Below are 14,186 nucleotides of genomic sequence, written 5' to 3'. Positions count from 1 at the left end.
GGAATCAGCCCCTTGTCGCGGATGCGCGCGGCCGTGTCCCGTGCGCACTGCCGGTCGGCATCGGGACAGTAATCGATGGCAATCACCGGCAAACGGTAGTCGTCGATGACGGGCTTAAGCTGCGCCATCAGCCAATCGCGGTCGTTTTGCGGCACGTCGACGAAACGCTTCTTGCCTTGATCCCAGCCTTTATAGAGCGACTCGAACGCCACGGCATCAACCCATTGATGCGCTTGCGGCAAAATCTCGAAGCCGCGGTTGAATATCAGCCGCGCCTGGGGATAGCGCGTCTTGATGGCATGGATGACCCGAACGAGACCGGCAATCTGCTGCTGCCGTTCGCTCTCGGTCTTGGCGATCAACTGAAAGGAATCGAGCGTATCAAGGAAAAAGCCGCGAAAACCGCGCTGCCACAGCGGCGCGACGACATGCTCGACGAAAAAATCCGGCCAGCCGGGCGCCGACTGATCGACAACCTGCGAGCCCCAGGCTTGGTTGCCGCCTTTGAGCCACGCCTTGGGAATGGCGGAGAAATAACTGCGGGCATGCGTGACTTCGCCGACGCTGGCATAAGCCAGCCAATCGGTATGGGGCGTATCGACTTGCGACGGATCGAAGCCGCTGTCCGGCTCGACCACCACGTGGTCGAAGGCCGACAACGCCGCGACCGGAATCGGTGCCGCGCCATAGTAAAAGGCGTAAGAAGACTGAGTCGCCGTCTTCGCGCCGGCAGGCAGCGCGCTGGCCGGGCGCATCAACAGCAGCAGACCAGACAAGACCAATGCCAGCGGCCGGGCGACGCGGCCCACCCACCCCGTTTTACTCACACACACAGCCATATCCTTGAGGACCTATTTTTATACTTTTTGTTTAAAGTAAATTATCATTGACCATATGTTAAAGAACTTATTGAATAAAGATCAATAAAACATTTTCAATAAGCGTGCTTTCTTTATGACCACGATCAATGACGTACAATTAAACGCCGCCATGCCGTCATTCCAAAATGATTGACACCCGCCGCCACGCCGTGGCAAAGATGTCACACGCACAACGACGCTCTCTCACTCATGCCATATGCATTCAATATATGCGCACACCTTTCGAGACTCAAACCGCTAGCGTACAGTCTCGCACTATATAATGCTGAGATGACCGATTAACGAAGGTTTCCCGTGCCGCTCGCCTGCCCGCCTCTCCCGCCCAAAGCGCTTGCCTGGTTGCATCAACAGGGCATTCGCACCCGCGAGGATCTGCTTCGCCGGGGGGTGGTCCCGACTTTCTTACAGTTCAAGGCGGCCGGACAGCCCGCGAGCGCGCGCCTGTTGTTTGCCCTGGAGGCAGCCGCGCGGGGCGTGCACTGGAATCAGCTGAGCGATGAAGACCGCCTGCGGCTCAAGCGCGCTTTGGCGGCTCACCCACCGGTGCGCATGCCACCCGGCGTCGAGCCCGGCGAACGCTTCATGCGTCATGCCCTGGCACTGGCGGCGCGAGCCGCCGCCGAAGGCGAGGTGCCGGTGGGCGCGGTGGTGGTCTGTGCGGGAGATATCGTCGGCGAGGGCTATAACCAACCGATCGGCCGCGCCGACCCCTCGGCGCACGCCGAACTGCAGGCGATACGTCAAGCGGCCGCAAAGCTCGGCAATTACCGGCTGGCAGGCTGCGATCTTTATGTGACGCTGGAACCTTGTCCGATGTGCAGCGGCGCCATACTGCACGCCCGCATGGACCGGGTGATCTATGCCGCCGCCGACGCCAAGACGGGCGCCGCCGGCAGCGTGGTCGATCTGTTCGCCGAACGACGTCTGAATGCGCACACCGCCTGCTTTGGCGGTGTACTGGCGGAGGAGGCCGGCGCCATGCTATCTGAATTCTTTCGCGCCCGGCGCGCGTCGGCGCCGACATGAAAGCCGGCAGGTGCGCCGGACTGATCGGCTGGCTCGCGGCCATGGCCTGTGCCGCCCCGCCTCCCGAAGCGGACTTCGTGCTGCAACAGGAGCGCAGCGCGCCGATCCAGGTGCTGCATCCCAACCCGCACACCCACGGCCAGCCCTGGCTACGGGTCAGTCTGGCACGGCAAACGCTGACACTGTTCGACGGCATGGGCCGCGCGCAGCGCGTCTATGACGTCTCGACCGCCACGCTCGGCGCGGGTGCGAAAGTGGGCAGTTTTCAGACGCCGCTGGGCTGGCACCAGGTCTGCGCCAAAATCGGCGACGGCGCCGCGCCGGACAGCATCATTTATCATCGCGAAGTCACCCCCTGGCATTACACCGCCGCGTTGCACACGCAATATCCGGACAAAGACTGGATCTTGGCGCGCATCCTCTGGCTATGCGGCATGGAGCCCGGCAAGAATCAGGGGGGCGATGTGGACAGCCATGACCGCGCGATCTACATCCACGGCGCCGGCGCGCACGTGGCGTTCGGCACGCCGACGTCGCGCGGCTGCGTGCGCATGTCCACGGGCAACGTCATCGAGCTCTACGACCAGGTGCCGCTCGGCACGGATGTGGTGATCGATGCGGACTAGCGGGAGTGGAGGCCGGCGTTTACTCCCGCCGTTGCGCTTGCGCGCCCCTCTACTGCGGGAGTAAGAGCAACACCTTGAAAGCGGGAGTGGGACGGGCTTTTACTCCCGCCGTTGCGCTTGCGCCCCCCTCTACTGCGGGAGTAACGGCAACACCTTGAAAGCGGGAGTGGGGACGCGCTTTTACTCCCGCCGTTAAGGTTTTGCTTCTACTCCCTACTCCCTACTTGTGCTTGAACGTCATCCGGCGCAGCGTCTCGTCCTTCACCACAAAGTGGTGCCACAACGCGGCCAATGCATGAATCCCCACCAGGAAATACACCGCGTTGCCGAGCAACTCGTGCACATCCCGCACCGATGTGCGCAGCGCCGGGTTCGGCGCGACCAGATGCGGCAACGTCCAACCGAACAGCGCCACATCGTGGCCGCCGGCCTGCGAGAACACCACACCGGTGATCGGCAGCAGGAACATCACCAGATACAGCACGCCATGCAACGCGCTGGCAGCCGCGGCCTGCAGGCGCGGACCGATGGGCTTGGGGCCGCCGAAACCGACGCGAGAGCCGACGCGGACGAACGCGAACAACAACACCAACAGACCGGCATCGACATGCCAGCCACGCAGCACATCGCGCAACGGCGAACCCTTGGGGACATTGCCGCGCAGTTCGATGAACAGCAGCGCGGCGGCGAACAACAGGAACATCAACCAATGCAACGCGATGGAGACTGGGTGGTAATCACGGCGATCCATAACATTCCTTCATAACCAGATGCGTCAAGGATACGCCGAACGCCTTAAGAAAACATTATTTGCCTGGCATGGCCGCATCACCAAAAAACACGGCCGGGCAATGCCCGGCCGTATGTCCGCCATCCGGCGCGATCAGGCTTCCACGACGGGAATCTTGCCGATGCGCGCGCGCCATTCGGCCGGGCCGGTCTGGTGCACCGAGGTGCCACAGGCATCGACCGCCACCGTCACCGGCATGTCCTTGACCTCGAACTCGTACACCGCCTCCATGCCCAGTTCCGGGAACGCCAGCACGCGCGAGGCCTTGATCGCCTTGGAAACCAGGTAGGCGGCGCCGCCGACGGCCATCAGGTAGACGGCCTTGTTATCGCGGATCGCCTCGATCGCCACCGGACCGCGCTCGGACTTGCCCACCATGCCCAACAGCCCCGTCGCCTCCAGCATCTGGCGCGTGAACTTGTCCATGCGCGTGGCGGTGGTCGGGCCGGCCGGGCCGACGACTTCGTCACGGACCGGATCGACCGGGCCGACGTAATAGATGAAGCGGTTGGTGAAGTCCACCGGCAGTTTCTCGCCACGGTTGAGCATATCGGTCATGCGCTTGTGCGCGGCATCGCGGCCGGTCAGCAACTTGCCGTTGAGCAGCAGCGTCTCGCCCGGCTGCCAGGACGCCACTTCCTCGCGGGTGATGGTATCCAAATTGACGCGACGCCCCTTCGAGGTGTCGAAGGTCAGCGCCGGCCAGTCTTCCAGCGACGGCGGGTCGAGCCGGGCCGGACCGCTGCCGTCGAGATGGAAATGCACGTGGCGGGTGGCGGCGCAGTTGGGGATCATCGCCACCGGCAGCGACGCGGCGTGCGTCGGATAATCCATGATCTTGACGTCGAGCACGGTGGTCAGGCCGCCCAAGCCCTGCGCGCCGATACCCAGCGCGTTGACCTTCTCCATCAACTCCAGGCGCAGCTGCTCGACGCGCGTGAGTTCAGCGCCGCTCGCCGCCTTGTCGCGCAGCTCGGCGATATTCACCGGCGCCATCAGCGACTCCTTGGCCATCAGCATGGCCTTTTCCGGCGTGCCGCCGATGCCGATGCCGAGAATCCCCGGCGGACACCAGCCGGCGCCCATGGTCGGCACGGTCTTGAGGATCCAGTCGACGATCGAGTCGGACGGGTTGAGCATGACGAACTTGGCCTTGTTCTCCGAGCCGCCACCCTTGGCGGCGCAGATGACTTCGATGCCATTGCCGGGCACCACTTCCATATGCACCACCGCCGGCGTGTTGTCCTTGGTGTTCTTGCGCGCGCCGGCCGGGTCGGTCAGCACCGAGGCGCGCAGCTTGTTGTCGGCGTCGGTGTAAGCACGGCGCACGCCTTCGTTGACCATCTCCTGCACGCTCAGCGTGGCGTCCCATTGCACGTTCATACCGACCTTGAGAAACACCAGCGCGATACCGGTGTCCTGGCAGATCGGGCGGTGGCCTTCGGCGCACATGCGGCTATTGATCAGAATCTGGGCCATGGCGTCGCGCGCGGCGCTGCTTTCCTCACGTTGGTAGGCGTCGGTCAAAGCCTTGATGTAATCGACGGGATGGTAGTAGCTGATGTACTGGAAAGCATCGGCAATGCTTTGGATAAAGTCATCCTGGCGGATAAGGGTCATGGGGCTAATCTCGCAATTTCTGAGGACGGGAAGGCGGTCGCGACACGTCTGGCCGGCGGCCGGTCAGTCATCGATTGTAGCACCATGGCTACACGATCGCGCTCGCTCGTTATGCTGCTGTGATGCATATTTTGCATTTGCCGATACCCCTGGCGCGCCAGGTCAATCGGATTGGCACGGCATAGCGATAGGAAAATACCGACCGCCTCCATTCAAAAAACTAAAATTCCCGCAACAGCGCGCAATGCGTGCTCGCCACCAACTTTCCCGCCAACCCCCGGTCTACCTCTCAGCCATCTCGCACCCCATGCCGCACCCCTCAACGCGGATGGCCGTCACCCAGAAGGAGAGGCGCATCATGCATATCATCGATATCCAGCAACTCGACAAAGTCAGCGGTGGGCGGGAATACCGCGAAAGGCAGTCCAGAAAGGATGCCAGCCGGGAGCGCCAAGCGCGCCCAAACGCCTCCGGAGGGCGCCAAACCCTGCCGCCCGGGGATGGTAGCAAGCCCAAGAAGAACTAATCGTCCTGTCTTCTGACCTCAATGGACCCTAGGCATCGGGGCGGCCCGCCCACGCGGACCGCCCCGATCCTTTCACGGGAGAATCGCCGCGCAATGACGAACCCCTCCTTTCCGCCGCTCTTTCGTCCAGCGGCGGTCGAAGCCCAGTCCGACCAGCGGCTCGGCCGCCCCGACTGCACGCTGCCGCTGCGCACCACGCTGTTGGTTTATCTATTTAGCCTACTGATCGCGCTGGCCATCGCCTGGCTTTACTGGGGCAGTTATACCCGGCGGGTGACCGTCGCCGGGCAGATCCAGCCCGGCGACCAAGTATTGCGGCTCTATCCGGGACAAGCCGGCATCGTCGAGGCGCGGCATGTGGAGCAAGGCGAGACCGTGCGCGCCGGGCAGGCGCTGTTCACGCTCAGCGCCGAGCGGCAAAGCGCCCTCGGGCCAACCCAGCAACGCATCGCCGAGGCGTTGGCCGCCCGGCTGCAATCGCTGGCGGCCAGCATCGCGGCCATGCAACAGCTCGGCGCCATGCAGCGGGCCGACCTGCAACGGCGGCTGCGGCTTCTCACCGGCGAGATCGCCCGCGCGGAACAGGAGGCGCATCTGTTGGCGCGCAAACGCGCCTTGGCCCAGCAGGCTTGGCAGCGCTTCAACCAACTCGCAGCCGAGGGCTTCATTTCCCCCGCGCAGCTGCAGCAAAAGGAAGAGGAGCGCCTGGAAGCACAGCGCGCCTGGCTGGCGCAGACGCGCGCGCTCGACGGCTTGCGGCGCGAACAGGCCGGCATCGCCGCCGAGCTCGGCGAGCAGCCGCTGCGGCAGCAAGATCAGCACGAGACGCTGCGACGGACCACCGAAGCGCTGCGGCAGGAAACCGCGCAGCATCAAGCCGGCCACCGTTGGCAAGTGACCGCGCCACGCGCGGGCACCCTGGCGGCGGTCACCGCCAGCGCGGGCGCCCCGGCCGCCGTGCAACAGCCGCTCGCCTTGCTGGTTCCCGCCGATGCGCGACTGGAAGCGCATCTCTATGCGCCGAGCAAGGCGGTCGGCTTCATCCGCCCCGGCACGGCGGTCAAATTGCGCCTGGATGCCTTTCCCTATCAGAAATTCGGCCACATCAGCGGCCGCGTGGTCTCGGTCGCCCGCTCCGCGCTGTTGCCGCAAGAAATAGATCTGCCGACCGACGCGCGCGAATCCCTCTATCGCATCCGCGTACAGCTGGACCGCGCCGACATACAGGCCTATGGCCGCGCCATGCCGTTGATGCCGGCCATGCGGCTCGAAGCCGATCTGCTGCTCGACAGACGCCGGCTGTATGAATGGGTGCTGGAACCGCTCTATAGCGTGAGCGGCAAATGGTGAATCTGGCCGCCATGTTCGGCGGCGGGCATCGTCTCCCCCTTTATTTGCAAAGCGAAGCCGCCGAGTGCGGCTTGGCGTCGCTGGGCATGGTCGCGGCCTTTCACGGCCATCGCGTCGACCTGCCCTTGCTGCGGCAACGTTTCGCCACGTCGCTCAAAGGCGCGACGCTGGCCGACCTGGTGCGCATGGCCGATACCCTCGGCCTGGCTGCGCGTGCATTGCGGCTGGAACCGGCGGAGTTGGCGCAGCTCCCCTGCCCCTGCATCCTGCACTGGGAGATGAACCACTTCGTCGTCTTGGCCGCAGTCGATAAACAGGGCATCCGCATTCACGACCCGGCGCAAGGCCGGCGCCATGTCGGCTGGTCGGAGCTCGATCGCGCCTTTACCGGCATCGCCTTGACGCTGACGCCGACCGACACGTTCCGTCCCACCGAACAACGGCGGCGCTTTCCCTGGCGGCAATGGTTCACCGGCTTCGAAGGGCTGCGCCACGCCATCGCCCAGGTGTTCATGCTGGCACTATCGTTGGAGCTATTGGGTTTGAGCGCGCCGCTGTTCACGCAATGGCTGGTCGACGGCGTCATGCTGGCGGCCGACCGCGATATGCTGCTGGTGTTGGTCAGCGGTTTTCTGCTGGTCTTGCTGGGCGAGGTCGGCATCGGCGCGGTGCGTGCCTGGAGCGTCTTGCAGATCAGCCATATCGTGGGCATGCACTGGTATTTGCGCGTGTTCCATCATTTGCTGCGCCTGCCGTTGTCCTTCTTCGAAAAACGTTTCATCGGCGACATCAGCGCGCGTTTCGGCTGTGTCGGCACCATTCAGCAAACCTTGACCAATCAATGCATCGAGGCGTTGCTCGACGGCTTGCTGGCGCTCGGCACCTGCGCCTTGATGCTGGTCTACAGCCCAACGCTGACGTTGATCTCGCTGGCGAGCCTGGCGCTGTACACGCTGCTGCGCTGGGCGGGCCAGCGGCCGCTGCGCGAGCGCGCGGAGCGCGAAATGATTCAGTTGGCCAAACAGGAAGGACACTTCCTGGAAAGCCTGCGCGGCATGCAGGCGATTCAGTTGTTTCAGCGCCAGGCCGAGCGGCAGGCGGTGTGGAGCAACTTGCTGGTGGAGCAGATTCATGCCGCGGTGCGCGCCGACCGGGCGGAGATTCTCTACAACAGCCTGCAGCGGCTGCTGACCGGGCTCGAATACGCGGCGCTGCTGTGGTTCGGCGCCGAGCTCGTACTGGCGCAACATTTCTCGGTGGGCATGTTCATGGCCTTCTCCGCCTACGCGCGCCAATTCTCGGAGCGCACCAAGGCGCTGATCGACAAGGCGTCGACATTGGCGATGCTGCGCCTGCAGGGCGAGCGGCTGGCCGACATCGTCCTGACCGCGCCGCAAGCGTACGCGGCCGCCGCCTGCGCCTTGCCTCAGCAGGCGGATATCGCGCTACGCGACGTCTGGTTCCGCCACGACGACAACGCGCCCTGGGTGTTGCAGGGGCTCCATTTCCAGGTGGCCGACGGCGAATCGGTGGCGCTTACCGGCCCGAGCGGCTGCGGCAAAAGCACGGTGCTCAAACTGCTGCTCGGGATTCTTACGCCGACGCGCGGCGAGATTTTGATCGGCGGCGTGCCGCTCAAGCAACTGGGCAGCGACGGCGCGCGCACGCTGTGCGCCACCGTCATGCAGGACGACCAGCTGTTCGCCGGCTCGCTGTTGGACAACATCACCTTTTTCGATCCCGCGCCGGACACGGCCCGCGCCGAGCGCTGCGCGCGCCTGGCCGCCGTGCACGACACCATCGCCGCCATGCCGATGGGCTACCACACGCTCTGCGGCGACATGGGCTCGGTACTGTCCGGCGGGCAAAAGCAGCGGCTGCTGCTGGCGCGCGCGCTGTACAAGCAGCCGCGCATCCTGCTCCTGGACGAGGCGACCAGCAGTCTGGACTGCGCGCTGGAACAACAGGTGAATCAGGCCGTGGCGGCCTTGAGACTGACGCGGCTCATCGTCGCGCACCGGCCGGAAACCATCGCCTCGGCCGACCGGGCGGTGTCGTTGGCGGACGGCGCGGCGTCAGGCAATGAAGGGGTAAAAGGCTAAGGCCCCTCTAACAAAACATATTTCGCGGTTGGGTAGCGTGCGTTCGCGAAGCAACGCACGGCCCTAGGGCTCACGCAAGCCGTGCATTGCCTGCGGCGAATGCACGCTACAAGACCTGGGCAGATGCCTTGCCGGTACTTTTGTTAGAGATTCTAAGTCTACGGCGTAAGCGGCATCGAACCGGCACATTTTCAACGGTGCGTCAGGCGACGGGCAACAGCTTTTCAACATGAGGGCGCGGACGCAGGGAGGCCTGCCAAAGGTCGTAGTTCATCTGCATTTGCAACCAGCTTTCCGCACTGGTCCCGAGCGCCTCGGCCAACCGTAGCGCCATATCAGGGCTGATACCGGCATGGCCATGCAGAATGCGGGATAGCGCGGTGCGGGTGATGCCCAATTTGCGTGCCGCTTCAGTCACGCTAACGCCCTCCAGCCAGTTTTGCAGCACCTCACCAGGGTGCGCCGGATTGTGCATGCCGCTCATGATGTTCTCCTAAGGCCTATCGTCAGGTGTTCGGCGCAATGCCGCGCGTCGCGCGTCGATTACGCCCTACCCAACGGGGCATCCTTTCGCGTAGGGTGCACTCGCCGAAGGCAGTGCACCGCCCTATTAACGACACCCCCTAGTGGTCATCAAGGGCTTCCGCCACTTAGGCGGGCCCATCCGGCACGGGCGGCCTGGCCGCCCGCCTCCGTTAGCGCCTTACTCGGCGGTTAAGATCACGCATCCCGCCACCCGTCTCGTGCGCACCACTTCCGGGAAATACAGCCAAGATCGCTCCGAATCGACCCGTAGTGACGCCCACGGCAAGCGGCTGTCGACGATCAGCCGGCACACGCCGGGATCGGCTTGGCCCGCGCGCGGCGCGCACAGCTCGGCGATCAGAGAGAACAGCGGCAGTTGCCGGAGGTCGCGGTTTGAAGCGGCGGTGGGGACTGCAGTACCATGGCAAGTAGCCATATCAATTCTCCTTGGGTTAAGGATGAAGAGTTGATTTGGTCAGCGGGCTCCGGGGTGTTCCAGACCTCGGGGCCCGCGCCTTTTGCGGCAAACGCCGCAATCACCAACGATATCCAGCAAGCGGGGGAATGACAAGGAAGCGCGGCTGACAGGCGGACTTAAGCCGGGAGTCGGGAGTCGGGAGTCGCAGCGATTATCCCCGACGCCCTGCTTTACCACTCCCTACTCCCTACTTCCCACTCCCCCCACTTACACCCCACCCGTCAGCTGATACAGCTGACCGGGGTGCCACAGCTCCGCCTGCGAGGCGACGCGGTCCTCGGTGCGCGTGGTGCGCAGCACCACCAGGCAAGGGTCCTTGGTACTGATGGCCAGGTGCGCGGCGATTTCCCTGCCGGGCAGGCGCGCCTCGACGGTATAATGCGCGCCGGCCAACGGCGCCACCATCGATAGGTAAGCGCTGGGGGTTTGGGTTTTGAAACGCTGCGCCAGATAGTGCGGCGCCACCTCGGGGTTGACCAAGCGGTCCTCCACCTGGATCGGCACGTCGTTCTCGCGATGCACGATCACCGAACGGAACAGCGGCGCGCCGGTTTCGATGCCGAACAGCAACGCCTGGTCGGCGCTGGCCGGCACCGACTCCAGCCGCAGCAGCGCGCTGTCGTAGCGATGGCCCCGCTCGGCGATTTCGTCGGCAATGTTGCGGATTTGCAAAAGCGACGTGTGCACGCGCGGCGGCGCGACGTAGGTGCCCGAACCGCGCCGGCGCACCAGCACGCCGGCTTGGGTCAGCTCCTGCAACGCGCGGTTGACCGTCATGCGCGCCACGCCGAAATCGCGCGCCAGCGTTTGCTCCGGCGGAATCGCCTCGCCAATGCCCCACTCCTTGGCGGCGATGCGGTCGAGCAGATCCTGCTTGATCTGTTGGTAGCGCGGCGTGGCGCTTTTCTCTGCGGAGGTCATGTTGTCTGCCAAAATTTGTCTATACAGCTTCTCAGAACGCAGTGACGTGTCTATATTAGTCTATACAAATCACACGATATGGAGGAGAAACCAATGTCCCACACCGATCCGCGCTTCGACCCGACCCGCCACATCCGCGCGCCGCGCGGCCCCGAACGCACCTGCAAAAGCTGGCTGACCGAAGCGGCCTACCGCATGATACAGAACAATCTCGATGACGAGGTGGCGGAAAACGCGCAGGCGCTGGTGGTCTACGGCGGCATCGGCCGCGCCGCGCGCAATTGGGAATGTTTCGACAAAATCCTGGAAACCCTGCGCCGGCTGGAAGACGACGAAACCCTGCTGGTGCAATCCGGCAAACCGGTCGGGGTCTTCCGCACGCACGCCGACGCGCCGCGCGTATTGATCGCCAACTCCAATCTGGTGCCGCACTGGGCCAATTGGGAACACTTCAACCAGCTCGACCGCCAGGGTCTGATGATGTACGGCCAGATGACCGCCGGCAGCTGGATCTACATCGGCACGCAGGGCATCGTGCAAGGCACCTACGAAACCTTCGCCGAAGCCGGCCGCCAGCATTTCGGCGGCGACAACCCCTGGCAGGGGCGCTGGATTCTGTCCGCCGGGCTTGGCGGCATGGGCGGGGCGCAACCGCTGGCGGCGAGCTTCGCCGGCGCCACCTCGCTGATGATCGAATGCCAGCAATCGCGCATCGACTTCCGCCTGCGCACGCGCTATCTCGACATGCAGGCACGCGATCTGGAACACGCGCTGGAACTGATCGCCCACCACACCGCCCGCGGCGACGCCGTCTCGATCGGCCTCAAGGGCAACGCCGCCGAAATCCTGCCCGAACTCGTGCGCCGCGCGCGCGCCGGCGGCTTGCAGCCGTCGCTCGTCACCGACCAGACCTCGGCGCACGATCTGATCAACGGCTATCTGCCGGCCGGCTGGACGCTGGAACAATGGCAGGCCGCGCAGCGCGACCCCGCGCAACACGAGACGCTGCGCGCCGCCGCCGCCCGCTCCTGCGCCGCGCACGTGCAGGCCATGCTCGACTTCCAAGGCATGGGCATTCCGGTCACCGACTACGGCAACAACATCCGCCAGGTGGCGTTCGACCAAGGGGTGAAAAACGCCTTCGATTTTCCCGGCTTCGTGCCGGCCTACATCCGGCCGCTGTTTTGCGAAGGCAAGGGGCCGTTCCGCTGGGTAGCGCTGTCCGGCGACCCGGCCGACATCCAGAAAACCGATGACAAGCTGCGCGAGCTGTTCCCGGAAAACAAGGCGCTCGCGCGCTGGCTCGACATGGCGGAAGAACGCATCGCCTTCCAAGGTTTGCCCTCGCGCATCTGCTGGCTGGGCCTTGGCGAGCGCCATAAGGCGGGCCTTGCGTTCAACGAGATGGTGGCGCGCGGCGAACTGTCGGCGCCGATCGTCATCGGCCGCGACCATCTGGACACCGGCTCGGTGGCAAGCCCGAACCGCGAGACCGAATCGATGAAGGACGGCTCCGACGCGGTATCCGACTGGCCGCTGTTGAACGCGCTGCTCAACACCGCCGGCGGCGCCACCTGGGTGTCGCTGCACCATGGCGGCGGCGTGGGCATGGGCTTCTCGCAGCATGCCGGCGTGGTCATCGTCGCCGACGGCAGCGCCGCGGCCGCCAAGCGGCTCGAACGGGTATTATGGAACGACCCCGGCACCGGCGTGATGCGTCACGCCGACGCCGGCTACGACATCGCCGAGCAATGCGCGCGCCGCATGCGGCTCGACCTGCCGATGCAAGGAGACAAGTAATGCGTAGCTTGATGTTGAAACCCCAACAACTGACTCTCAAAGACCTGCGCGCCATCTGGCAAGGCGAAGTCGTGCTGCAAATGGACCCGGCCGCCTGGCCGGCGGTGGAGGCCTCGCACCGCGCGGTGGCCGCCATCGTCGAGCGCGGCGCGCCGGCCTACGGCATCAATACCGGCTTCGGCAAGCTGGCCAGCACCCAGATCGCCGAGGCGCAGCTCGCGCAGCTGCAAACCAATCTGATCCGCTCGCATTCGGTCGGCGTGGGCGAGCCCATGGAAGACCGCGTGGTGCGCCTGATCATGGCGACCAAGATCGCGAGCCTGGCGCGCGGCGTATCCGGCATCCGCCGCACGGTGCTGGAAACCATGCTGGCGGCGTACAACGCCGGCATTCTGCCGCTGATCCCGTCCAAGGGCTCGGTCGGCGCCTCGGGCGACCTGGCGCCGTTGTCGCACATGACGCTGGCGCTGATGGGCGAAGGCCGCGTGCGCGTGAACGGCGCCGAACAACCCGCCGCCGAAGCGCTGGCCGCGGCGGGCATCGCGCCGATCGGCCTCGCGGCCAAGGAAGGCCTGGCGCTGATCAACGGCACCCAGGCATCGACCGCGCTGGCGCTGCAGGGGCTCTTTTTGGCCGAGCGCGTCTTCGCGGCGGGCATCGCCGCCGGGGCGCTGACGGTGGATGCGGCGCGCGGCTCGGACGCGCCGTTCGATCCCCGCATCCACGCCGTGCGCGGTCAACCGGGCCAAATGGCCGTGGCCGACCACTACCGCGAACTCTTGGCCGGTTCCGCCATTCGCCAGTCGCATCTCGAAGGCGACGACCGCGTGCAGGACCCCTACTCGCTGCGTTGCCAGCCGCAAGTCATGGGCGCCTGCCTCGATCTGATGCGCCAATGCGCGCGCACGCTGGAAATCGAGGCCAACGCCGTGTCGGACAACCCGCTGATCTTTGAAGAGCGGGACAGCCACATCGTCGTCTCCGGCGGCAATTTCCACGCCGAGCCGGTGGCGTTCGCCGCCGACACGCTGGCGCTGGCGATCGCCGAGATCGGCGCGCTGTCCGAGCGGCGCATCGCGCTGCTGATCGACGCCACCCTGTCCAAGCTGCCGCCTTTCCTGGTGCAGAACCCCGGCCTCAACTCCGGCTTCATGATCGCGCACGTCACCGCCGCCGCGCTCGCCTCGGAGAACAAGTCGCTGGCGCATCCGGCGAGCGTGGACAGCCTGCCGACCTCGGCCAACCAGGAAGACCACGTCAGCATGGCCACCTTCGCCGCGCGCCGCCTGACCGACATGGCGCAAAACAGCGCCCACATCGTCGGCATCGAACTCTTGGCCGCCGCCCAAGGGATCGATTTCCAGCGGCCGTTGAAAAGCTCGGATAAACTGGAAGCGGTACATGCGCAATTGCGCGCCAATGTGCCGTTTTATGGTGAGGACCGCTACCTGGCCCCCGATCTCAACGTGGCACAGCAGATGGTTCTATCGGGCAAATTCGACTTTGCCGCGCACCATCTGCTGCCTTCGATCGAGTAGTGC

General features: G+C 64.9%; 13 protein-coding genes. 7 read left to right on the top strand and 6 right to left on the bottom strand.

Annotated features, from left to right (window positions below; translation table 11 throughout):
- On the bottom strand, positions 1–833 hold an 833-nt coding region (locus tag JOZ06_RS14120), incomplete at its 3' end, for an endo alpha-1,4 polygalactosaminidase (protein ID WP_293233508.1).
- Positions 834–1,175: 342 nt separating this feature from the next.
- On the opposite strand from JOZ06_RS14120, the gene tadA reads away from it, so the two are divergent.
- Both tadA and JOZ06_RS14110 read left to right on the top strand, forming a co-directional pair.
- Positions 1,176–1,907 (top strand): tRNA adenosine(34) deaminase TadA, encoded by a 732-nt coding sequence (gene tadA / locus JOZ06_RS14115; protein WP_293233506.1) that lies wholly within the window; start codon positions 1,176–1,178, stop codon positions 1,905–1,907.
- Entirely contained in the window at positions 1,904–2,533 is a 630-nt protein-coding gene (locus tag JOZ06_RS14110) for a L,D-transpeptidase (RefSeq protein WP_293233504.1), read from the top strand. Before tadA ends, JOZ06_RS14110 begins: the two co-directional genes overlap by 4 nt.
- A 220-nt stretch (positions 2,534–2,753) precedes the next feature.
- Here JOZ06_RS14110 and JOZ06_RS14105 read toward each other — a convergent pair whose 3' ends face one another.
- Both JOZ06_RS14105 and JOZ06_RS14100 read right to left on the bottom strand, forming a co-directional pair.
- Positions 2,754–3,284: a cytochrome b gene (locus JOZ06_RS14105; RefSeq protein ID WP_293233502.1), complete on the bottom strand. Its 531-nt coding sequence runs from the start codon at positions 3,282–3,284 to the stop codon at positions 2,754–2,756.
- A gap of 132 nt (positions 3,285–3,416) precedes the next feature.
- Positions 3,417–4,943 carry a fumarate hydratase gene (locus JOZ06_RS14100; protein ID WP_293233500.1) on the bottom strand — a complete coding sequence of 509 codons (1,527 nt, stop codon included), beginning with the start codon at positions 4,941–4,943 and terminating at the stop codon, positions 3,417–3,419.
- Positions 4,944–5,301: 358 nt separating this feature from the next.
- On the opposite strand from JOZ06_RS14100, the gene JOZ06_RS14095 reads away from it, so the two are divergent.
- From JOZ06_RS14095 to JOZ06_RS14085, 3 genes are all read left to right on the top strand, one after another.
- Complete coding sequence (locus JOZ06_RS14095) at positions 5,302–5,469, top strand: hypothetical protein (RefSeq protein WP_293233498.1); 168 nt, start codon at positions 5,302–5,304, stop codon at positions 5,467–5,469.
- Between the two features lie 93 nt (positions 5,470–5,562).
- Positions 5,563–6,819 (top strand): HlyD family efflux transporter periplasmic adaptor subunit, encoded by a 1,257-nt coding sequence (locus JOZ06_RS14090; protein WP_293233496.1) that lies wholly within the window; start codon positions 5,563–5,565, stop codon positions 6,817–6,819.
- Positions 6,813–8,921: a peptidase domain-containing ABC transporter gene (locus JOZ06_RS14085; RefSeq protein ID WP_293233494.1), complete on the top strand. Its 2,109-nt coding sequence runs from the start codon at positions 6,813–6,815 to the stop codon at positions 8,919–8,921. Before JOZ06_RS14090 ends, JOZ06_RS14085 begins: the two co-directional genes overlap by 7 nt.
- Positions 8,922–9,123: 202 nt before the next feature.
- Here the strand turns inward: JOZ06_RS14085 and JOZ06_RS14080 are convergent, their stop codons facing one another.
- From JOZ06_RS14080 to hutC, 3 genes are all read right to left on the bottom strand, one after another.
- Entirely contained in the window at positions 9,124–9,405 is a 282-nt protein-coding gene (locus JOZ06_RS14080; protein ID WP_293233492.1) for a HigA family addiction module antitoxin, read from the bottom strand.
- Positions 9,406–9,624: 219 nt separating this feature from the next.
- Complete coding sequence (locus JOZ06_RS14075) at positions 9,625–9,882, bottom strand: hypothetical protein (protein WP_293233490.1); 258 nt, start codon at positions 9,880–9,882, stop codon at positions 9,625–9,627.
- Positions 9,883–10,131: 249 nt separating this feature from the next.
- Positions 10,132–10,845 carry a histidine utilization repressor gene (hutC, locus tag JOZ06_RS14070; protein WP_293233488.1) on the bottom strand — a complete coding sequence of 238 codons (714 nt, stop codon included), beginning with the start codon at positions 10,843–10,845 and terminating at the stop codon, positions 10,132–10,134.
- A gap of 93 nt (positions 10,846–10,938) precedes the next feature.
- Between hutC and hutU the strand changes: the two genes are divergently transcribed.
- Positions 10,939–12,645 (top strand): urocanate hydratase, encoded by a 1,707-nt coding sequence (gene hutU / locus JOZ06_RS14065; protein WP_293233486.1) that lies wholly within the window; start codon positions 10,939–10,941, stop codon positions 12,643–12,645.
- Positions 12,645–14,183 carry a histidine ammonia-lyase gene (gene hutH / locus JOZ06_RS14060; protein ID WP_293233484.1) on the top strand — a complete coding sequence of 513 codons (1,539 nt, stop codon included), beginning with the start codon at positions 12,645–12,647 and terminating at the stop codon, positions 14,181–14,183. Before hutU ends, hutH begins: the two co-directional genes overlap by 1 nt.
- The last annotated feature ends 3 nt before the right edge of the window (positions 14,184–14,186 follow it).

It is taken from the genome of Paludibacterium sp., assembly GCF_019232825.1.
Classification (GTDB): domain Bacteria; phylum Pseudomonadota; class Gammaproteobacteria; order Burkholderiales; family Chromobacteriaceae; genus Paludibacterium.
This window is presented reverse-complemented; position numbering and strand designations above follow the sequence as displayed.

Coding starts and splice junctions, on each gene's coding strand:
- JOZ06_RS14080 (WP_293233492.1), bottom strand. CDS start 9,405: ATGAGCGGCATGCACAATCCGGCGCACCCTGGTGAGGTGCTGCAAAAC.
- hutH (WP_293233484.1), top strand. CDS start 12,645: ATGCGTAGCTTGATGTTGAAACCCCAACAACTGACTCTCAAAGACCTG.
- JOZ06_RS14110 (WP_293233504.1), top strand. CDS start 1,904: ATGAAAGCCGGCAGGTGCGCCGGACTGATCGGCTGGCTCGCGGCCATG.
- JOZ06_RS14075 (WP_293233490.1), bottom strand. CDS start 9,882: ATGGCTACTTGCCATGGTACTGCAGTCCCCACCGCCGCTTCAAACCGC.
- JOZ06_RS14090 (WP_293233496.1), top strand. CDS start 5,563: ATGACGAACCCCTCCTTTCCGCCGCTCTTTCGTCCAGCGGCGGTCGAA.
- JOZ06_RS14085 (WP_293233494.1), top strand. CDS start 6,813: ATGGTGAATCTGGCCGCCATGTTCGGCGGCGGGCATCGTCTCCCCCTT.
- hutC (WP_293233488.1), bottom strand. CDS start 10,845: ATGACCTCCGCAGAGAAAAGCGCCACGCCGCGCTACCAACAGATCAAG.
- JOZ06_RS14105 (WP_293233502.1), bottom strand. CDS start 3,284: ATGGATCGCCGTGATTACCACCCAGTCTCCATCGCGTTGCATTGGTTG.
- JOZ06_RS14100 (WP_293233500.1), bottom strand. CDS start 4,943: ATGACCCTTATCCGCCAGGATGACTTTATCCAAAGCATTGCCGATGCT.
- JOZ06_RS14095 (WP_293233498.1), top strand. CDS start 5,302: ATGCATATCATCGATATCCAGCAACTCGACAAAGTCAGCGGTGGGCGG.
- hutU (WP_293233486.1), top strand. CDS start 10,939: ATGTCCCACACCGATCCGCGCTTCGACCCGACCCGCCACATCCGCGCG.